Source organism: Pseudomonas sp. RT6P73 (assembly GCF_054897715.1).
Genome location: NZ_JBUBUV010000002.1, coordinates 6,277,383 through 6,297,625 on the forward strand (window position 1 = coordinate 6,277,383; position 20,243 = coordinate 6,297,625).

At 59.9% G+C, this 20,243-nt stretch carries 18 protein-coding genes; 13 read left to right on the forward strand and 5 right to left on the reverse strand.

Annotated features, from left to right (window positions below; translation table 11 throughout):
* Window positions 1-14: 14 nt before the first annotated feature.
* The 4 genes from ACYZT6_RS28865 (at window position 15) to ACYZT6_RS28880 (ending at window position 4,330) form a co-directional block, all read left to right on the forward strand.
* Window positions 15-1,409, forward strand: a complete 1,395-nt coding sequence (locus tag ACYZT6_RS28865) for an FAD-binding oxidoreductase (RefSeq protein WP_462029591.1) — start codon at window positions 15-17, stop codon at window positions 1,407-1,409.
* A 36-nt stretch (window positions 1,410-1,445) separates the two neighbouring features.
* Complete coding sequence (locus tag ACYZT6_RS28870) at window positions 1,446-2,111, forward strand: fumarylacetoacetate hydrolase family protein (protein ID WP_253433409.1); 666 nt, start codon at window positions 1,446-1,448, stop codon at window positions 2,109-2,111.
* A 267-nt stretch (window positions 2,112-2,378) separates the two neighbouring features.
* Window positions 2,379-3,308, forward strand: a complete 930-nt coding sequence (locus ACYZT6_RS28875; protein WP_462029592.1) for an SdiA-regulated domain-containing protein — start codon at window positions 2,379-2,381, stop codon at window positions 3,306-3,308.
* Window positions 3,309-3,412: 104 nt separating this feature from the next.
* Window positions 3,413-4,330 (forward strand): SdiA-regulated domain-containing protein, encoded by a 918-nt coding sequence (locus tag ACYZT6_RS28880; protein ID WP_462029593.1) that lies wholly within the window; start codon window positions 3,413-3,415, stop codon window positions 4,328-4,330.
* A 123-nt stretch (window positions 4,331-4,453) separates the two neighbouring features.
* On the opposite strand, the gene rpiA is transcribed toward ACYZT6_RS28880, so the two are convergent.
* Window positions 4,454-5,128 carry a ribose-5-phosphate isomerase RpiA gene (gene rpiA, locus ACYZT6_RS28885; protein ID WP_462029594.1) on the reverse strand — a complete coding sequence of 225 codons (675 nt, stop codon included), beginning with the start codon at window positions 5,126-5,128 and terminating at the stop codon, window positions 4,454-4,456.
* Between the two features lie 335 nt (window positions 5,129-5,463).
* Between rpiA and ilvA the strand changes: the two genes are divergently transcribed.
* Window positions 5,464-6,978, forward strand: a complete 1,515-nt coding sequence (gene ilvA / locus ACYZT6_RS28890; protein WP_462029595.1) for a threonine ammonia-lyase, biosynthetic — start codon at window positions 5,464-5,466, stop codon at window positions 6,976-6,978.
* A 39-nt stretch (window positions 6,979-7,017) separates the two neighbouring features.
* A complete protein-coding gene (locus ACYZT6_RS28895; protein ID WP_462029596.1) occupies window positions 7,018-7,443 on the forward strand; it encodes a DUF2269 domain-containing protein in 426 nt (141 codons plus the stop codon).
* 361 nt (window positions 7,444-7,804) lie between these two features.
* Here ACYZT6_RS28895 and ACYZT6_RS28900 read toward each other — a convergent pair whose 3' ends face one another.
* Both ACYZT6_RS28900 and ACYZT6_RS28905 read right to left on the reverse strand, forming a co-directional pair.
* Complete coding sequence (locus tag ACYZT6_RS28900; RefSeq protein WP_462029945.1) at window positions 7,805-8,863, reverse strand: IS110 family RNA-guided transposase; 1,059 nt, start codon at window positions 8,861-8,863, stop codon at window positions 7,805-7,807.
* A 136-nt stretch (window positions 8,864-8,999) separates the two neighbouring features.
* A complete protein-coding gene (locus tag ACYZT6_RS28905; protein WP_462029597.1) occupies window positions 9,000-9,656 on the reverse strand; it encodes a histidinol-phosphatase in 657 nt (218 codons plus the stop codon).
* A 143-nt stretch (window positions 9,657-9,799) separates the two neighbouring features.
* Here ACYZT6_RS28905 and ACYZT6_RS28910 point away from each other — a divergent pair, with 143 nt between their 5' ends.
* Window positions 9,800-10,279, forward strand: coding sequence for an RNA pyrophosphohydrolase (locus ACYZT6_RS28910; protein ID WP_007945562.1), 480 nt, complete (start codon window positions 9,800-9,802; stop codon window positions 10,277-10,279).
* A gap of 22 nt (window positions 10,280-10,301) precedes the next feature.
* The gene (gene ptsP / locus ACYZT6_RS28915; RefSeq protein ID WP_462029598.1) at window positions 10,302-12,581 is read left to right on the forward strand and encodes a phosphoenolpyruvate--protein phosphotransferase; all 2,280 of its coding nucleotides are present in this window, start codon (window positions 10,302-10,304) and stop codon (window positions 12,579-12,581) included.
* A 105-nt stretch (window positions 12,582-12,686) separates the two neighbouring features.
* Here ptsP and ACYZT6_RS28920 read toward each other — a convergent pair whose 3' ends face one another.
* Window positions 12,687-13,433 carry an NRDE family protein gene (locus ACYZT6_RS28920; protein WP_462029599.1) on the reverse strand — a complete coding sequence of 249 codons (747 nt, stop codon included), beginning with the start codon at window positions 13,431-13,433 and terminating at the stop codon, window positions 12,687-12,689.
* Between the two features lie 135 nt (window positions 13,434-13,568).
* Here ACYZT6_RS28920 and ACYZT6_RS28925 point away from each other — a divergent pair, with 135 nt between their 5' ends.
* The 4 genes from ACYZT6_RS28925 (at window position 13,569) to ACYZT6_RS28940 (ending at window position 17,239) form a co-directional block, all read left to right on the forward strand.
* Window positions 13,569-14,351 carry a sulfite exporter TauE/SafE family protein gene (locus tag ACYZT6_RS28925; protein ID WP_462029600.1) on the forward strand — a complete coding sequence of 261 codons (783 nt, stop codon included), beginning with the start codon at window positions 13,569-13,571 and terminating at the stop codon, window positions 14,349-14,351.
* Between the two features lie 74 nt (window positions 14,352-14,425).
* Complete coding sequence (gene lgt, locus ACYZT6_RS28930; RefSeq protein WP_109635668.1) at window positions 14,426-15,238, forward strand: prolipoprotein diacylglyceryl transferase; 813 nt, start codon at window positions 14,426-14,428, stop codon at window positions 15,236-15,238.
* Window positions 15,239-15,286: 48 nt separating this feature from the next.
* Window positions 15,287-16,258: a thymidylate synthase gene (locus ACYZT6_RS28935; protein WP_462029601.1), complete on the forward strand. Its 972-nt coding sequence runs from the start codon at window positions 15,287-15,289 to the stop codon at window positions 16,256-16,258.
* A 150-nt stretch (window positions 16,259-16,408) separates the two neighbouring features.
* A complete protein-coding gene (locus tag ACYZT6_RS28940; protein WP_462029602.1) occupies window positions 16,409-17,239 on the forward strand; it encodes a hypothetical protein in 831 nt (276 codons plus the stop codon).
* Window positions 17,240-17,421: 182 nt separating this feature from the next.
* Here ACYZT6_RS28940 and cadR read toward each other — a convergent pair whose 3' ends face one another.
* A complete protein-coding gene (cadR, locus tag ACYZT6_RS28945; RefSeq protein WP_462029603.1) occupies window positions 17,422-17,871 on the reverse strand; it encodes a Cd(II)/Pb(II)-responsive transcriptional regulator in 450 nt (149 codons plus the stop codon).
* An 84-nt stretch (window positions 17,872-17,955) separates the two neighbouring features.
* On the opposite strand from cadR, the gene ACYZT6_RS28950 reads away from it, so the two are divergent.
* Complete coding sequence (locus ACYZT6_RS28950) at window positions 17,956-20,241, forward strand: heavy metal translocating P-type ATPase (protein ID WP_462029604.1); 2,286 nt, start codon at window positions 17,956-17,958, stop codon at window positions 20,239-20,241.
* Window positions 20,242-20,243 lie beyond the last annotated feature (2 nt).

The window sequence follows — 20,243 nt, forward strand, 5'->3', positions numbered from 1 at the left end:
CGAGAGTTCTGTCGATGACCAATCCTGCCCTGATTGATGAGCTGAAGACCCTGGTTGAGCCTGGCAAGGTGCTGACCGACGCCGACTCCCTGAATGCTTACGGCAAGGATTGGACCAAGCATTTCGCCCCGGCCCCGACGGCCATCGTGTTTCCCAAGACCACCAAGCAGGTCCAGGCCATTGTGCGTTGGGCCAACGAGCACAAGGTGGCGCTGGTGCCTTCTGGCGGTCGCACCGGCCTGTCCGCCGCTGCCGTGGCCGCGAATGGTGAAGTGGTCGTGTCGTTCGACTACATGAACCAGATTCTCGACGTGAACATGACTGACCGCACGGCTGTGTGCCAGCCGGGCGTGGTCACCGAGCATTTGCAGAACGTCGCCGAAGAAAAAGGCCTGTACTACCCGGTGGACTTCGCTTCGGCAGGTTCGAGTCAGATTGGCGGCAATATCGGCACCAATGCCGGCGGGATCAAGGTGATTCGCTACGGCATGACCCGCAATTGGGTCGCTGGCATGAAAGTCGTCACCGGCAAAGGCGATTTGCTGGAGCTGAACCGCGACCTGATCAAGAACGCCACCGGTTACGACCTGCGCCAACTGTTCATCGGCGCCGAAGGCACCCTCGGATTTGTGGTCGAGGCAACCATGCGTCTGGACCGTGCGCCGAAAAACCTCACCGCGATGGTCCTCGGCACCGCCGATTTCGACTCGATCATGCCGGTACTGCACGCGTTCCAGAGCAAACTCGACCTGACCGCCTTCGAATTCTTCTCCGATAAAGCCCTGGCCAAGGTCATGGCCCGCGGCGACGTGCCGGCGGCGTTTGAAACCGATTGCCCGTTCTACGCGCTGCTGGAATTCGAAGCGACGACTGAAGAAGTGGCCAACCACGCCCTGGAAACCTTCGAGCACTGCGTCGAGCAGGGCTGGGTGCTGGACGGCGTGATGAGCCAGAGCGAAACCCAACTGCAAAACCTGTGGAAGCTGCGCGAGTACATCTCCGAAACCATTTCCCACTGGACGCCGTACAAGAACGACATTTCGGTCACTGTGTCGAAAGTCCCGGCTTTCCTGAAGGAAATCGACGCGATCGTCGGCGAACACTACCCGGACTTCGAAATCGTCTGGTTCGGCCACATCGGTGACGGCAACCTGCACTTGAACATCCTCAAGCCAGAAAATCTGAGCAAGGACGAGTTCTTCGCCAAGTGCGCGACCGTCAACAAGTGGGTGTTCGAAACCGTCGAGAAGTACAACGGCTCGATTTCCGCTGAACACGGCGTGGGCATGACCAAGCGCGATTACTTGACCTACAGCCGCTCGCCGGTTGAGATCGAGTACATGAAAGCGGTTAAAGCGGTGTTCGATCCGAACGGCATCATGAACCCGGGCAAAATCTTCGCTGTTTGACTTTCGAACTTAAGCGCTACGAAACAGGAGTCGGAAATGAGCTATCAGCACCAGTATGTCGACGGTACGCGTATTCACTTCCCGCTCGGGAAGGTGGTGTGCATCGGCCGCAACTACGCCGAACACGCCAAGGAACTGGACAACCCGGTGCCTACCGAGCCGCTGCTGTTCATCAAGCCGGGCAGTTGCGTGGTGCCGCTGGAAGGAAGTTTCAGCATTCCGACCGAGCGTGGCTCGGTGCATTACGAAGCGGAAATCGCGGTGTTGATCGGCAAGCCTTTGTCGACCAAACCGAGCCGTGAAGAAGTGCTGGATGCCATCTCCGGCTTCGCCCCGGCCCTGGACCTGACGTTGCGTGACAAACAGGCCGAGTTGAAATCCAAGGGCTTGCCGTGGGAAATCGCCAAGTCTTTCGATGGCGCGGCGGTGATTGCGCCGTTCGTGGCCGGCAGCACCTTTGCCGATCTGACTGACATTGGCATCCGGCTGACCATCAATGGCGAAGTGCGCCAGGATGGCAACAGCAGCGCGATGCTCAACCCGATCGTGCCGATGATCCAGCACATGGCCGGCTGCTTCTCGCTGCAGGCCGGTGACGTGATCCTGACCGGCACGCCGGTGGGCGTTGGCCCGCTGAATGTCGGTGATGAACTGGTGATCGAATTGCCGGGCGCCAGCAGCTTCACCAGCAGCGTCCGCTAACGCAACGCAAACCTTTTAGGAGCCGGCTTGCTGGCGATGGCGGTACAACATTCGATATAGATGTTGAATGTGACACCGCCATCGCCAGCAAGCCGGCTCCTACAGGGAGTTGTGTATCTGTCTCATGCAAAGCGCCACTCATGCAGGGCAATCCCGCCATTTCCCGTTTTTTTCACATCTTGTCTGGATAATTCCGCGGATTCTGGCGTCTGAGCCGGTCCCAATTGTGCTATTACCCGTAGCCTGAATTTCTGGAACGCATCCTGAATGGCCACCCGACCGCTGCCCACTGTCAAAACCGCCCGCCGCCCGCGCTTTGTCATGCGTTGGTATTCCTGGCTTTTGCTGGTGGCTGCCGCCGCATATGGCCTCGCCTTTGCGATGCATTGGGATGATCGCGGTGTGCTCTGGCTGCATGAGCGTTTTGAAAGCCCGGCCGAGCGTCAGGAAAGTATCTGGCTGCCGGATTACCGCGCGGTGATCGACGCCAAGCTGCTACCGGGCATGGAGAAGGATGAAGCGTCGGACCTGGCTTACGACCCGCAAACCAAAACCCTGTTTTCGGTCATGGGCAAAAACCCGTTCCTCGTTGAGCTGACCTTGCAGGGCGACGTCCTGCGCAAGATGCCGCTGGTGGGCTGGAGCAACCCGGAAGGCGTGACCGTGATGGGCAACGGTCTGCTGGCCATCGTCGATGAGCGTGAGCACATGCTCTCCATCGTCAAGGTCGATGCCGACACTCGCGAACTAAACCGCGATAACTTCCCTAAATATGACCTCGGCCCTTCGAAAGACCAGAACAAGGCCTTCGAAGCCATCGTCTATGACCCGCGCAATCAACAAATTCTGCTGGGTGAGGAGCGTCCGCCGGCGCTGTTCAGCTGGAAAAGCGACGGCAGCCAGATCCTCAAGGGCGACAAGCAGAAACTCGCCAATGACGAACTGGACATCCGCAACCTGTCGGGGCTGGCCATCGACCCGCGCACCGGCCACACCCTCGTGCTGTCCGCCGATTCCCACTTGCTTCTGGAACTGGACGAGAAGGGCGAGCAGGTCAGCTTCATGACCTTGCTGGGCGGCTTCAACGGCCTGAAGAAGACCATTCCGCGTGCCGAAGGCGTGACCATGGACGACGCGGGCAACTTGTACATGGTGAGTGAGCCGAACCTGTTCTACCGTTTCGAAAAGCAGAAATAGCCGCCCGAATCCAAGAGTTGTGGTCAAAGGCTACTGGCCATTAAGCTTGAATTCATACAGGCGTGATATTTCATCCGCCTGTTTCTGTTTCCGAGCTCGCCTGAATGCGCCGACTTGCCCGTCCCAAACCCCTCATTCTGATCCTGGCAGTGATTGCACTGACCGCACTGGTTGCGGTCGGCCAATACATGCGTCTGTTCGAGCGCGCCTGGTTCAACCTGCACACCCTCTGGCAACCGTTAAGCAGCGAGTCCATCGGCCTGGATCAATACCGGGTTGAGATCGAAGCCCGGGTCATCGACGGGCTGAACGACGATGTGTCGGCGCTGACCTTCGATCCGGTGCGCAAAAGCCTGTTCACCGTCACCAACAAAAACGCCGAGCTGATCGAGATGTCGCTGGACGGGCGGATCATTCGACGCATTTCGCTGGTTGGCTTCGGTGACCCTGAGGCGGTGGAGTTCATCAGCGCCGACACTTACGTGATCACCGACGAACGCGAGCAACGACTGATCAAGATTCATCTGGAGAAGGACACCACGTTCCTCGACGCGGCGGATGCCGAGCAGATGACCCTCGGTGTGCACATGAGCGGCAACAAGGGTTTCGAAGGCCTGGCCTACGATTCGGTGGGCAAGCGCCTGTTTGTCGCCAAGGAGCGCGACCCGATGCTGATCTACGAAGTGCAGGGTTTCCCGCATTACAACCCGGAGAAATCCTACGCGGTGCACGTGGTCAACAACCCCAAGCGCGATGCCGGGATGTTCGTGCGTGACCTGTCGAGCCTGCAATACGACGAGCGCAGCGGCCATTTGCTGGCGCTGTCCGACGAGTCGCGGTTGATTCTGGAACTGGATGTGGACGGGCGACCACTGAGCACCATGTCACTGAGTAAAGGGCGTCAGGGGTTGCAAAAGACCGTCCCGCAAGCAGAAGGCATCGCCATGGATGACGACGGCACGATGTACCTGGTGAGCGAGCCGAACCTGTTCTACGTCTTCAAAAAACCAGCACAACCCTGACCAACACCCCAACCTCCTGTAGGAGCCGGCTTGCTGGCGATAGCGGTTTAACAGCCAACATGGATGTTGACTGTTATGTCCTCATCGCCAGCAAGCCGGCTCCTACAAGGAGTGGCGTATTTCTTACTGAGCCCGCAGGGTTTTCACGCCTTCGCTGGTACCCAACAACAGCAAATCCGCCGGACGCGCCGCGAACAAGCCATTGGTGACCACGCCAACAATCGCGTTGATCTGCGTCTCCAGCTCCACCGGGTTGGTGATCTGCATGTTGAACACGTCGAGGATGATGTTGCCGTTGTCAGTCAGCACGCCTTCACGGTAAACCGGGTCGCCGCCCAGTTTCACCAGCGCGCGAGCCACGTGGCTGCGGGCCATCGGGATCACTTCGACCGGCAGCGGGAACGCACCGAGCACCGGCACCAGTTTGCTGCCATCGGCGATGCAGATGAAGGTCTTGGCCACGGCCGCGACAATCTTCTCGCGGGTCAGGGCTGCGCCGCCGCCCTTGATCAGGTTCAGGTGCTCGTCGCTTTCATCGGCGCCGTCGACGTAGAACTCCAGATCGCTGACGGTGTTCAGCTCATACACCGGAATACCGTGGCCCTTGAGGCGGGCGGCGGTGGCTTCAGAGCTGGCGACTGCACCATCGAACGCGCCTTTGTGCTTGGCCAGGGCATCGATAAAGCAGTTGGCGGTGGAGCCGGTGCCGACCCCGACGATGCTCTTGTCGTCGAGCTTCGGGAGGATGAAGTCGACGGCGGCCTGAGCCACTGCCTGTTTGAGTTGATCCTGGGTCATGCGGGCTCCGAGGTGCCGAAGGAGGGAACGAAAGGCCGGCATTATAGGCCTCGGGGCAGGGAAGGTCATTGCCCGATTGGCAGGTTGCTTTTGTGGCGAGGGGGCTTGCCTGTGGCGAGGGGGCTTGCCCCCGTTGGAGTGCGAAGCACTCCCCAGCATTCCTTCAGTTACACCGCATGCACTGGTTATACGACTGCTGCGCAGCCGAACGGGGGCAAGCCCCCTCGCCACAGGGATCGTGGGTAACCTTAAAACCACCTGTTTAGTGTGGTCGTCCGCCCGAAAGCCGGGTTAGACTCCTTGGCCCTGCCCAACCCGCTCAGTGATGCTTTCCGATGCTCGAACAGTACGTCAAAAAGATCCTCACCTCGCGCGTTTATGACGTTGCCGTAGAAACCCCATTGCAGACGGCCCGCCAGCTCTCCGAGCGGCTGGGCAACAGTATTTGGCTCAAGCGCGAAGACTTGCAGCCGGTGTTCTCGTTCAAGATTCGTGGCGCCTACAACAAGCTCACTCAGCTGAGCGATGAAGAACGCGCTCGCGGCGTCGTCACCGCGTCGGCGGGCAACCACGCGCAGGGCCTGGCCCTGGCGGCCAAGGTGTTGGGTGTGAAGGCCACCATCGTGATGCCCAAGACCACCCCGGAAATCAAAGTCGAAGGCGTGCGTTCGCGCGGTGGCAAAGTGGTGCTGCACGGTGATTCGTTCCCGGAAGCCCTGGCCTACTCGCTGAAACTGGTCGACGAAAAAGGCTACGTCTACATTCACCCTTATGATGATCCCCACACCATTGCCGGGCAGGGCACCGTGGCGATGGAGATTCTGCGCCAGCACCCTGGGCGTCTGGATGCGATCTTCGTCCCGGTCGGCGGTGGCGGGCTGATCGCCGGGATCGCGGCGTACGTTAAGTATTTGCGGCCTGAAATCAAAATCATCGGCGTCGAGCCGGACGATTCCAACTGCCTGCAAGTGGCGATGGCGGCCGGCGAGCGCGTGGTGCTGCCGACCGTGGGCCTCTTCGCCGACGGCGTGGCGGTGGCACAGATCGGTCAGCACACCTTTGACATCTGCAAAGACTACGTCGATGACGTCATCACCGTCAGCACCGACGAAATCTGCGCGGCGATCAAGGACATCTACGACGATACCCGCTCGATCACTGAACCTGCCGGCGCCCTGGGCGTGGCCGGGATCAAGAAGTACGTCGAACAGAACGGCGTCACCGGCCACACCTTCGTGGCCATCGACTCCGGCGCCAACGTCAACTTCGATCGCCTGCGCCATGTCGCCGAGCGCGCCGAACTGGGCGAAGGTCGCGAGGCGATCATCGCCGTGACCATCCCCGAGAAGCCGGGCAGCTTCAAGGCGTTCTGCGAAGCCATCGGCAAGCGCCAGATCACCGAATTCAACTACCGCTACAACACCGGCAGCGAAGCGCACATCTTCGTCGGCGTGCAGACGCATCCGGAAACCGACCCGCGCAGTGCGCTGATTGCCAGCCTCGGCGAGCAGGGCTTCCCGGTGCTGGACCTGACCGATAACGAACTGGCCAAGTTGCACATTCGCCACATGGTGGGCGGTCGTGCGGCCCACGTGGTCGATGAAGTGATTCTGCGCTTCGAATTTCCAGAGCGTCCGGGCGCGCTGTTCAACTTCCTCAACAAGCTCGGCGGGCGCTGGAACATCTCGATGTTCCACTACCGCAATCATGGCGCGGCGGATGGTCGCGTGGTCGCGGGGCTGCAAGTACCTCACGACGAACGTCATCTGGTTCCTGCGGCGCTTGAGGAAATCGGCTACCCGTATTGGGATGAAAGCGACAACCCGGCCTATCAGTTGTTTCTTGGCTGAGCGGCTACGCTGATGGGCAAGTCATAAGGAAATCGAACCATGGAAACGTTAACCGCCCTGAAAATGGCGCACACTGCGGCGACGGCCATATTGTTGGGCTGTGCGCTGGGCTTGGGGATATGGGTTTGGCAAACGCGGCGTAGTGGCGATGCGACTGCTGCGGTACGCACGCTGCAGCGGCCACGGGTGTTTGTCTGGCTGTTGATGGGCCTGGCATTGCTGAGCATGCCGTTTACCGGCTGGTGGATGGTGCATCTGGTGGGCTGGCCGCTGGGGCAGACCTGGTTGCTGGCGTCGAGTGTGCTTTACACCGTGGCGGCGTTGGGGTGGTTTTGGTTGTTGGTGCGGCTTAACAAGTTGCGCAAGGCGCCGGGAGGCAGCGGTAAGTTCACCTTTGCCCTCGCACTGTTCAGCTTTGTTTGTTTTGTCGCGATTGCGGGATTGATGGGCGCCAAGCCTGTTTAACGCAGAATCTGTAGCAGCTGCCGAGGTACGAGGCTGCGATGGGCTGCGAAGCGGCCCCATGGGCGGTCCTGCGGACCGCAACGCAGCCTCGTACCTCGGCAGCTGCTATGTATGGACTCGCCCCCACTGTCTACCCGCTTTTGAAAAACCGCCGCCCCGTTGCATCTATGTATTAGGCCTATTCGAGGAAGCCGTCTTCGGCTTCTGGCCAAAATTGGAAGAGCTCGTGGTATGCCGATTACAGTCAGGCCTCGAAGGCCAGTAGCAGCTTAGGCATCAATCCACGCCGGTCTTACCTGGGGTCAATTTTTTTTCAGCAAAGGGCCGGACAGTTAGTACCTCGGTGGCAGAACTCTGTCGCTCAGTGGCTCATCGTCGCTTGCTGGCCATCACCCGCCTGGCGACGATAAGTCTGGTCATTCTGTAGAAGCACCCAGACGATTCGCAGGTTGCGGTTGGCCAACCTGACCGCAGCCTCCTTACGGCCCAGTCGGCTCATCCAGCGCAACAAGCGGCGGTCATCGGGTTGCTGGGAATCAGGTCGTAGTTGTTGCAGCACGGCATGGGCTCCCTGGATCATCAGGCTGCGTAAATAAACATCGCCTCGCTTGGTCATGTCCCCCAGCCGGACCGTCTGCCCGCTGCTGTGCTGGTCAGGCACCATGCCAAAGTACGCGGCAAACTTGCGGGCATTGGGAAATCGCTCAGGCTTGGTTTCCTTGGCCACCAGTGCCGTGGCAGTGACTGGGCCGATGCCGCGCACAGTCATCAGTCGCTTCGCCGTCATGTCGGCGTTGGCGGCCACTTCCAGGCGCCCCGTCAGCACGCTGATGCGTTCGCCCAAATGGCGCCACTCGGCCAACAGTTCGTCGATCAGTTCACGCAGCACGCCCGGCACCGGCTGGGTGGCATCTTCCAGTACCCGCGGAATTTTCTGGCTGATCGCAACATCGCCCTGCGCCAAGGCCACGCCATGCTCGAGCAGCAGGCCGCGCATCTGATTGCTCACCGCCGTGCGTCGACGCACATAGCCCTGGCGGGCGCGATGCAACGCCTGCATTGCCAGCGCCGCAACGCTTTTGACCGGCACTGCGTAGATCTTTTCATCGCGACCAGCCCGCAGAATCGCCAGCGCATCGTTGCGATCATTTTTAGGCCCGCTGCGATGTGTGGCCACCAAACGGGCTGGAAGAATCCGCGCCAGATTGCCTTGGTCTTGCAGCTGCCGGGCCCAGGCTTGAGCACCCGGACCGGTCTCCATCAGAACCACGACATGAGGCGGCAACTGGCGGAGAAACGCATAAAACGCCTCGCGCGACTTGATCCGCTGCTCGTAGTGCACCTGGCCGAGGACATCCTCCCCGGCGACCTGAAAGACCTGCTTGGCCAGATCGACCGCTACGGTTGTGCAGGCCGACAAATCGGAAGAAGACAGGGATTGATCAACCGAAGTATGCTTTTTCATGGACTCGCCCTCGCTGTCGTTGGCTGTTTAGACTGCCACCGTGGCGCATTGACGCCTCGGCTTGGGCGAGTCCATCCAATTACAGGCGATATCAGTCGCGCAACGACATTACCGGCCAACCACGCTTCTCGGCTTCAGCGCGCAGATTCGGATCAGGATCGACCGCCACCGGATTCGCCACCTGCTCAAGCAGCGGCAAATCATTCATCGAGTCGCTATAGAAGTAACTGTCTTCCAGCGAATACCCAGTCTCTTCCAGCCAACGATTCAACCGCGAGACCTTGCCTTCACGGAAGCACGGAACATCGGTGCTGCGTCCGGTATATCGGCCATCGACCATCTCGCACTCGGTGGCGATCAATGTTTCAACGCCCAAACGCTCGGCAATCGGCCCGGTCACAAAACGGTTGGTCGCGGTGATGATCACCAGTTTGTCGCCAGCCTCACGATGCTTGGCCAGCAATTCAATAGCCTTGGGCAACACAATCGGTTCGATGCAATCGCGCATGTAATCCAGGTGCCATTGATCCAGCGTGGCCATCTCGGTGCGGCCGAGGACCTCCAGGCAGAAGTTCAGGTAGGCATCGTTATCCAGCTTGCCGGCCAGGTAGTCCTGATAAAACTCGTCGTTGCGTGCCTTGTAGGCGACGGCGTCGAGGAAGCCGCGTTCGCACAGGTAATCGCCCCAGGCGTGGTCACTGTCGCCGCCCAAAAGCGTGTTGTCCAAGTCGAATAAAGCCAGCCGCATTGCAGTTACTCACTGAAAAGTCTGTAGAAAGGCGTCCAGAATACGGACTTTTCACAAGAGTGCACATAAGGTAGGTCGGCTCGTTGCTGCCTTCACAACCTTTGTGGAACAATGCGGCGACATGCGTTTGCGAGGTTGTTGCCGTGATCGACCCCGATGGTTTCCGCCCCAATGTCGGGATCATTCTCACGAATGATGCCGGACAGGTGCTATGGGCTCGCCGTATCAATCAAGATGCCTGGCAGTTTCCACAGGGCGGGATCAACCCCCAGGAGACGCCGGAAGACGCCTTGTATCGCGAGTTGAACGAAGAAGTGGGTCTTGAGCGCGAAGATGTTGAAATTCTCGCCTGCACCCGGGGCTGGTTGCGCTATCGTTTGCCGCAACGTCTGGTCAGGACGCACAGCCAACCGCTGTGCATCGGCCAGAAACAGAAATGGTTTCTCCTGCGCCTGATCTCCAACGAGCAGCGGGTGCGGATGGATTTGACCGGTAAACCGGAGTTCGATGGCTGGCGCTGGGTCAGTTATTGGTATCCGTTGGGCCAGGTGGTGACATTCAAGCGCGAGGTGTATCGACGCGCTCTCAAAGAGCTTGCCCCGCGCCTTTTAACGCGCGACTGACGACGGAGTTCGACCCCGAGCCATGCTCAATACGCTGCGCAAGATCGTCCAGGAAGTTAACTCCGCCAAGGATCTCAAGGCGGCGTTGGGGATTATTGTGTTGCGCGTCAAAGAGGCCATGGGCAGCCAGGTCTGCTCGGTCTACCTGCTTGATCCTGAGACCAACCGCTTCGTGCTGATGGCCACCGAGGGCTTGAACAAGCGCTCGATCGGCAAAGTCAGCATGGCACCCAACGAAGGTCTGGTCGGCCTGGTCGGCACGCGTGAAGAACCCCTGAACCTCGAAAACGCCGCGGATCACCCGCGCTACCGTTACTTCGCCGAGACCGGTGAAGAACGCTACGCCTCCTTCCTCGGGGCGCCGATCATTCACCACCGTCGCGTCGTCGGCGTGTTGGTCATTCAGCAAAAAGAACGCCGCCAGTTCGATGAAGGTGAAGAAGCCTTCCTCGTGACCATGAGCGCACAGCTCGCCGGTGTCATCGCCCACGCCGAAGCCACCGGTTCGATCCGTGGCCTGGGCCGTCAGGGCAAAGGCATCCAGGAAGCCAAGTTCGTCGGCGTACCGGGCTCGCCGGGTGCTGCGGTCGGTACCGCGGTGGTCATGCTGCCGCCGGCCGATCTGGACGTGGTGCCCGACAAGACCATCACCGACATCGAAGCCGAGCTCGGCCTGTTCAAGACCGCCATCGAAGGCGTGCGCGCCGACATGCGCGCCTTGTCCGCCAAATTGGCCTCGCAGCTGCGCCCCGAAGAGCGGGCCTTGTTCGACGTCTACCTGATGATGCTCGCCGACGAGGCGCTGGGCAACGAAGTGACCACGGTGATCAAGACCGGTCAGTGGGCCCAGGGCGCGTTGCGCCAGGTGGTCACTGAACACGTCAACCGTTTTGAATTGATGGACGACGCCTACCTGCGTGAGCGTGCCTCGGACGTCAAGGACCTTGGCCGGCGTTTGCTGGCGTATCTGCAGGAAGAGCGCCAGCAGAATCTGGTCTACCCGGAAAAAACCATTCTGGTCAGCGAAGAACTGACGCCGGCGATGCTCGGCGAGGTGCCGGAAGGCACGCTGGTCGGTCTGGTCTCGGTCCTCGGCTCAGGTAACTCTCACGTCGCGATCCTCGCTCGGGCGATGGGCATTCCGACGGTGATGGGCCTGGTCGACCTGCCCTATGCCAAGGTCGACGGCATCGAATTGATCGTCGATGGCAATCGCGGCGAGGTCTACACCAACCCCAGCGACGTGCTGCGCAAGCAGTTCGCCGAGGTGGTGGAAGAGGAGAAACAACTGGCGCTCGGTCTTGATACCCTGCGCGACCTGCCGTGCGTGACCCTCGATGGCCACCGCATGCCGCTGTGGGTCAACACCGGCCTGCTGGCGGACGTTGCGCGTGCGCAGAAGCGTGGCGCCGAAGGCGTCGGCTTGTACCGCACAGAAGTGCCGTTCATGATCAATCAGAGGTTCCCGAGCGAAAAGGAGCAGTTGGCGATCTACCGCGAGCAACTCGCCGCGTTCCACCCGCAACCGGTGACCATGCGCAGCCTGGACATCGGCGGCGACAAGTCGCTGTCGTACTTCCCGATCAAGGAAGACAACCCGTTTCTCGGCTGGCGCGGCATTCGCGTCACTCTCGACCACCCGGAAATCTTCCTGGTGCAGACCCGCGCGATGCTCAAGGCCAGCGAAGGCCTGAACAACCTGCGGATTCTGCTGCCGATGATCTCCGGCACCCACGAACTCGAAGAAGCCCTGCACCTGATTCACCGGGCCTGGGGCGAAGTCCGCGACGAAGGCACCGACGTGCCGATGCCGCCGATTGGCGTGATGATCGAGATTCCGGCGGCTGTTTATCAGACCAAGGAGCTGGCGCGGCAAGTGGACTTCCTGTCCGTCGGCTCCAACGACCTGACCCAGTACCTGCTGGCGGTGGACCGTAACAACCCGCGGGTGGCCGACCTCTACGACTACCTGCACCCGGCGGTGCTGCAAGCTTTGCAGAACGTGGTGCGTGATGCCCACGCCGAAGGCAAGCCTGTGAGTATCTGCGGCGAGATGGCCGGTGACCCGGCGGCGGCGGTGTTGTTGATGGCGATGGGCTTCGACAGCCTGTCGATGAACGCCACTAACCTGCCGAAAGTGAAGTGGATGCTGCGTCAGGTCAACCTCAGCATGGCAAAGGAACTGCTGGCAGAACTGATGACCATCGACAACCCGCAAGTTATCCACAGCTCGCTGCAACTGGCGCTGAAGAACCTTGGGTTGGCGAAGATGGTCAATCCGGCTGCGGTCAAAGCCCTTTAAAAGGCTGATGGCCCCTTCGCGGGCAAGCCTCGCTCCTACAGGATCACGCTGTCACCTGTAGGAGCGAGGCTTGCCCGCGAAGGCGTCCTCAAATACGCCGCAAATCTAAAGTCTGATCTCCACTTCCCCCAAATGCCCGCCATACGGTCCAAAACTCCTTTCGACCATATGCCGCGTCCCATCCGCCTGAACAATCAACGCCGTACTCGCCCGCGTCCCATACGTGGGACTGGCAATAAATACACTCGACAACAACGTCTCGGTCGCCAACCCCACCCCGGTATCCGGCAACTCGGCAAACGGCGCTGTCTGCGGATCGTTCAGCAAAGCCAATAACGCCTCTGGCTGCGGATCCTCCAGCACTTCCTCCAGCGCCGCCCGCGCCTTGAGCAGTTTCGGCCACGGCGTGTCCAGACCGGCGTTCGACAACCCGTAAACCCCAGGTGGCAGCATCACCGCCTCAGACGCCCGCGCATTGAAGTGCCACAGTTCGTTGGTATTACCGATCAGCAGGTTGAACCCGGCATATTCCAGCGAACGTCTGACAACGTCGTTCAAGTAATCATCAATCGGCATATTGCCTAGAAGAAAACCCGCCACCAGTTCACCTCGCGATTTTCGCGACGGCGGCTGATGCGGATCACGGATATTGGTCAACGCAGCGAAGCGCCCGTTGGCCCCGATACCGAGCCAGGTGCCGCCGGCTTCCAGGTCGCGACCGGCATGGACCTGAGGCGCTTCGGGCCATTGCGCCAAGGGTAGGCTGGGGCGGGCATAAAATTCGTCGCGGTTGGCCGCCACGATCAGCGGCTGGGCGTGGCCCGGTCGCCAGGCGAAAACAATCAGGCACATAAGGTGGTCCTTGTGTGTTTTTTTGCTCACTCTACGCAGTCGTCGCTTGTCGATCCATTGCCATCCGCAGTGGAGCCCGAGGCCACGCATCCGTTACCATGCCGCTCCGGTTTTGGCTAAGCATTGGGATCGTCCATGGAATTTCTGCTCTATCTGGCGCTGGGCGCCTGCGCAGGCGTGCTGGCCGGGCTGTTCGGGGTTGGTGGCGGGATCATCATCGTCCCGGTGCTGGTGTTCAGTTTCACCCTGCAGGGCTTCGATGCCTCGATCCTGACCCACCTGGCGGTCGGCACCTCCCTGGCGACGATCATCTTTACCTCGGTCAATGCCGTCCGTGAGCATCAACGTCGCGGCGCAGTGCGTTGGCCGATATTCGTGTGGATGACCGTTGGCATTCTGATGGGCGCCGGTTTCGGTGCGCTGACGGCCGAAGCGATCTCCGGCCCGAACCTGCAGAAAATCATCGGTGTGTTTGCATTGATCATCGCCGTGCAACTGGCGCTGGACGTCAAACCCAAGGCCAGCCGAACCGTGCCCGGTAAACTCGGTCTCACCGTGGCCGGCAGCGTGATTGGCTGGGCCTCGGCGATTTTCGGCATTGGCGGCGGCTCGTTGACCGTGCCGTTCCTGACCTGGCGCAGCGTGCCGATGCAGCAAGCCGTGGCGACGTCATCCGCATGCGGTCTGCCCATCGCCTTGGCCAGTGCATTAAGTTTCATGATTCTGGGCTGGCACGATCCCTTGCTGCCGGCCCATAGTCTTGGTTTTATTTATTTGCCGGCGCTGCTGGGGATCGCCCTGACCAGCATGTTCTTCGCTCGCATCGGCGCTCGATTGGCCCACAGGCTGTCGCCGAAGTTGCTGAAAAGGCTGTTCGCCGCTTTGCTGTTCTGCGTAGGCCTGAGCTTTCTGCTCTAGCTCGCAATGCTGGCTTAATCCTGAGGTGGCAGCGTCGCCCGGGAATTCTGGTTTCAATTTAACAAGGAGTCGCAATGCTGCCTTACCCGCAGATCGACCCGGTGGCCCTGGCCATCGGTCCGCTGAAAATCCACTGGTACGGTCTGATGTACCTGATCGGCATCGGCGGCGCCTGGCTGTTGGCATCGCGCCGGCTCAACCGCTTCGACCCGACCTGGACCAAGGAGAAACTCTCCGACATGGTCTTCTGGATGTCGATGGGCGTTATCGTCGGCGGACGCCTGGGCTATGTGCTGTTCTACGATCTGCACGCTTACCTGGCCAACCCGACACTGATTTTCGAGGTGTGGAAGGGTGGCATGTCGTTCCACGGTGGCTTTATCGGCGTGATGCTGGCGGCATTGTGGTTCGGCAAGAAGAACAACAAGTCGTTCTTCCAGCTGATGGACTTCGTCGCGCCAATGGTGCCAATCGGCCTGGGCGCCGGGCGCATCGGCAACTTCATCAACGCCGAGTTGTGGGGCAAGGCGACCGACGTGCCGTGGGCAATGATTTTCCCGCCGTTCAGCGACCCGGCGCAGCTGCCGCGTCACCCGTCGCAGTTGTATCAGTTCGCCCTGGAAGGCGTGGCGCTGTTCGCCATTCTCTGGTTGTTCTCGCGCAAGCCGCGGCCGACCATGGCCGTGTCCGGGATGTTCGCGCTGTTCTACGGCATCTTCCGTTTCATTGTGGAATTCGTCCGCGTACCGGACGCGCAACTGGGCTATCTGGCCTGGAACTGGCTGACCATGGGCCAGGTACTTTGCGTACCAATGATCGTCGGCGGGCTGTTCCTGATCTGGCTGGCGTATCACCGCGCGCCGGCAACTCCAGCGGCCGCCGTATAAATTCGAATCCCGGGGTGACGACCCCGGGTTCAAGGACACAGGTAACTCATGAAGCAATATCTCGAACTGGTCGCCCACGTCATCAAGAACGGCACCAAGCAAGCCAACCGCACCGGCGTGAACACCATCAGCTTTCCGGGCGCGATGCTGCGTTATGACCTGAAAGAAGGTTTCCCGGCGATCACCACGCGCAAGATGGCCTTCAAGTCGGCCATCGGCGAGATGTGCGGTTTCCTGCGTGGCGTGAACAACGCCGCCGAGTTCCGCGCCCTGGGCTGCAAGGTCTGGGACCAGAACGCCAACGAAAACGCGCAGTGGCTGGCCAACCCGTTTCGTCAGGGTGAAGACGACCTCGGCGAAATCTACGGTGTGCAATGGCGCAAATGGCCAGCGTACAAGCAGATCCCGGTCAGCAACCAAGCTGCCATTGAACAGACTCTGAGTCAGGGCTACCGACAAATCGCCGAAGGCGAAGAAGACGGTCAGGCCTACGTCGTTCTGTACAAGGCGATCGACCAGATCCGCCAGTGCGTCGACACCATCATCAAGGACCCGGGCAGCCGCCGCATCCTGTTCCACGGCTGGAACGTCGCCCAGCTCGATGAAATGGCCTTGCCGCCGTGCCATCTGCTTTACCAGTTCCACCCGAATGTCGAGACCAAGGAAATCTCCCTGACCCTCTACATCCGCTCCAACGACCTGGGCCTGGGCACGCCGTTCAACCTCACCGAAGGTGCGGCTCTGCTGAGCCTGATCGGGCGCCTGACCGGCTACACGCCGCGCTGGTTCACCTATTTCATCGGTGATGCCCACGTTTACGAAAACCATTTGGACATGCTGAACGAACAGCTCACTCGCGAGCCGTTCCCGATGCCGAAACTGGTGATCAGCGACCGTGTGCCGGAGTTTGCCAAGACCGGTGTTTATCAGCCGGAGTGGCTGGAGTTGATCGAGCCGGGCGATTTCTCGCTTGAGGGTTATCAACACCACGCGCCGATGACCGCGCCGATGGCGGTCTGATCGTTTGGCGGGTAGGGCGTTGTTATTAGAAAAAGATCTATCTGACTGTCATTTCTGACAGTAGGCGAAGAAATGAGAGGGTGTTTGACTGATCACCGAGGCCATCAGGCCGTGGTCAGCAACACCCTTTTTTGTTCTTGGAGCCTTGTCATGAGAAACACTGCGGCCGGTGGGATTGTCGGCTTTTCGGAGAAGCATTTTGGCACCAAGCACCTAATTACCGGATTGACAGGAGTGCCGCTCATTGGCTGTGAAAGCCAGTCGGGGCTCTTCCACTTCATTCCGAGCCTCGGTCCATGGGGATGCGTGGTGCCCATGGAGATTTTCACCGGCGGACCTATTTTTGTTGATTCGCTACGTGTGGTGGTGGCCGTCAACGAAACAGAATTTCAAATCGGCGATCAAGTTCGCGTGCAGTGGCAGGCGTTTGGCGGGACCGGGAACAGTTACCGGTCACCCTCCCAGCCCGCAGTGAGCTTCACCTCGCTGCACTTCACTGTTACCGACGAAACGGCCAGGCAGTTTGAAGGGGACTGCGTCGAGGTGATTTTTGTGATCGAAAGGGGGGAGATCACGCTAACTTCCGCTTCGTTGTTCATGACGTTCGCCCCGGCACTGACTCAAACCGCCCCCATTTCTATTGAGGGTGTCTCGGAGGGAGTTCTGGAGATTGATCGACATCCCGATGGCGTTGTTCTAACCATTCCAACGATTGAGAACCTGCGAACAAACAACGCCATTGAAATGTCCTGGAAAAGTAGTGCGAATGGCGGGCAGGGCGGAGCCTGGAAGGACTATCAGCGCAAGTTGGCGGTCAGTCCCGATTCACCCATCGAGTTTCGGATTGAGCCTTCTGTCTATCAGGGGCATCGGGGGGAGTCGGTTCATCTGTTCAGTAGCCTTTTCCTGGGCTCGGGCATGGTCCCGGGGATCAGTTACGGCATGGGTCCCAGAGGCACCCTGGAGTTCAAACTGGTCTAGTCGCTTGATGTGACGATGTTGGAAGGTTAATAGCACTACGCGCCGATGGCGGTTCAAGCCTGAGCAACAAACCCCTGTGGGAGCGAGCCTGCTCGCGATGGCGGTCTTACAGTCAACATCTATGTTGAATGTGATGGCCTCATCGCGAGCAGGCTCACTCCCACATTTGATTTTCGGTGGCCTTAGTGGCCGTGACTGCGGCCAACATGTGAATGCTCAACTTCCGTTGCCACAACCCCGCCACTCACTTCCAGTCGCTGCAAAATCCCGCATTGATCAATATCCGGTCCTTCGCTGCAGCGTTGGCGCAGGTCGAGCAGTTGCATCTGCAATGCCATCAGCCCATCGATCCGCGCCTTCACGTGATGAATGTGCTCGTCGATCAACGCGTTCACGCTTTCACATTGATCCTGGGGACTGTCGCGCAGGGCCAGCAGGCTGCGGATTTCTTCCAGCGTCATGTCGAGGGTGCGGCAGTTGCGAATGAAAGTCAGGCGTTCGGCCTGTACCTGGGTGTAGACGCGATAGTTGCCGTCGCTGCGGGCCGGCTCCGGCAGCAGGTTTTCGCGCTCGTAGTAGCGGATGGTTTCCACGGCGCAATCGGTGAGTTTCGCCAGTTCTCCGATCTTCATGAACGCAATCTCCAAATAGGTGCTTGACCCTATAGTGGCTACAGGGTCTTTACTTGGCAACAGGCACCTTCATGGACGCAACCAATGAGCGATTCCCTTCACACCCACAAACCCGAGGCTGATCACGATCACGATCACGATCACGATCACGATCACAGCCACAAGCTGCAGCCTGTGCAGAAACACGAGCATGGCGGCCATGGGGATTCCTGCTGTTCTTCGAAAGCGCCAGCGCCTTCGCTGATCAAGTTGAACGACAAGCCGACCGACGGCGCACGGCTGAGCAGTTTCCGCATCGACGCCATGGACTGCCCGACCGAGCAGACGCTGATCCAGAACAAACTGGGCAAGCTTGCGGGTGTGCAGCAACTGGAATTCAACCTGATCAATCGGGTACTGGGCGTGACCCATGACCTGCCGAGCACTGTGCCGATCATTGAGGCGATCAAGTCGCTGGGTATGGTGGCCGAACCGATGGAGCAGGGTGCCGAAGCGCCCGCGCCGATCCCTGAGAAAAAGCACTGGTGGCCCTTGGCGCTGTCCGGTGTGGGTGCGCTGGCTGCAGAAGTTATCCACTTCACCAACGCCGCGCCGACGTGGGTGGTGGCAATCATCGCGCTGATTTCGATCCTCAGTGGCGGCCTCACCACTTACAAGAAAGGCTGGATCGCGCTCAAAAACCTCAACCTGAACATCAACGCGTTGATGAGCATCGCGGTGACCGGCGCGGTCCTGATCGGCCAATGGCCGGAAGCGGCGATGGTGATGTTCCTGTTCACCGTGGCCGAGTTGATCGAAGCGAAGTCGCTGGACCGGGCGCGCAATGCCATTGGCGGTTTGATGCAGATGACCCCGGAACAGGCCACGGTGCAGCAAGCCGACGGCAGTTGGGTCGAGCAAGACGTCAAAACCATCGAACTCGGTGCACGAGTGCGGGTACGTCCCGGCGAGCGGATTGGCCTGGACGGCGAAGTGGTATCGGGCAGTTCGACCATCGATCAGGCGCCGATCACCGGCGAAAGCCTGCCGATCGAGAAAACTGTGGGCGATAAAGTCTTCGCCGGTACCATCAACCAGGCAGGCTCGCTGGAATACACCGTGACCGCTGCGGCCAATAATTCGACCCTGGCTCGGATCATCCACGCCGTGGAACAGGCCCAGGGCGCGCGGGCACCGACCCAGCGCTTCGTCGATCAGTTCTCGAAAATCTATACCCCGGCGGTGTTCGTCCTCGCCTTGGCGGTGGCGGTGATCCCGCCGCTGTTCATGGGCGCCGTCTGGTTCGACTGGATCTACCGGGCGTTGGTCTTGCTGGTGGTCGCTTGCCCGTGCGCCTTGGTGATTTCCACCCCGGTGACCATCGTCAGCGGCCTCGCAGCGGCGGCGCGCAAAGGCATCCTGGTGAAGGGCGGTGTTTACCTTGAGGGCGGTTACAAGCTTGATTACCTGGCCTTGGACAAGACCGGCACGATCACCCACGGCAAACCGGTGCAGACCGATTATTTGTCGCTTGATCCTACCGCTGACGCATCCGCCCCAGCGATTGCGGCGGCGTTGGCCGGTCGCTCGGATCACCCGGTGTCGCTGGCCATCGCCAATGCGGCTGTGGATAAACAATTGGCGCCACTTGCTGTGGATAACTTCGAAGCCCTGGCCGGGCGTGGCGTTCGCGGTGACATCAACGGTCAGACCTACCACTTGGGCAACCACCGTCTGGTGGAAGATCTGGGCCTGTGTTCGCCTGCGCTGGAAGAAAAGCTGTTTGCACTGGAAAAACAGGGCAAGTCCGTCGTGCTGTTGCTCGACAAGTCCGGCCCACTGGCGCTGTTCGCCGTGGCGGATACGGTCAAGGAATCCAGTCGCGAAGCGATCCAGCAACTGCACAATCTGGGCATCAAAACCCTGATGCTGACCGGCGACAACGTCCACACCGCCCAAGCGATTGCCGCGCAAGTCGGCATCGACGAGGCCAGAGGCGATCTGCTGCCGACCGACAAGTTGCAAGCCATCGAAGCCCTTTATGCACAGGGGCGTAACGTGGGCATGGTCGGCGACGGCATCAACGATGCGCCAGCACTGGCCCGGGCCGAGATCGGTTTCGCGATGGCTGCGGCCGGCACCGATACTGCCATCGAGACCGCCGATGTCGCCCTGATGGACGACGATCTGCGCAAGATTCCCGCGTTCATCCGCCTGTCGCGGCAGACGTCGAGCATCCTCAAACAGAACATCGCCCTCGCTTTAGTCACCAAGGCGCTCTTTCTTGGGGTAACGTTCGCCGGGATCGCCACCATGTGGATGGCGGTGTTCGCTGACATGGGCGTGAGCCTGTTGGTGGTGTTCAACGGTTTGCGCCTGCTGCGCAAATAATC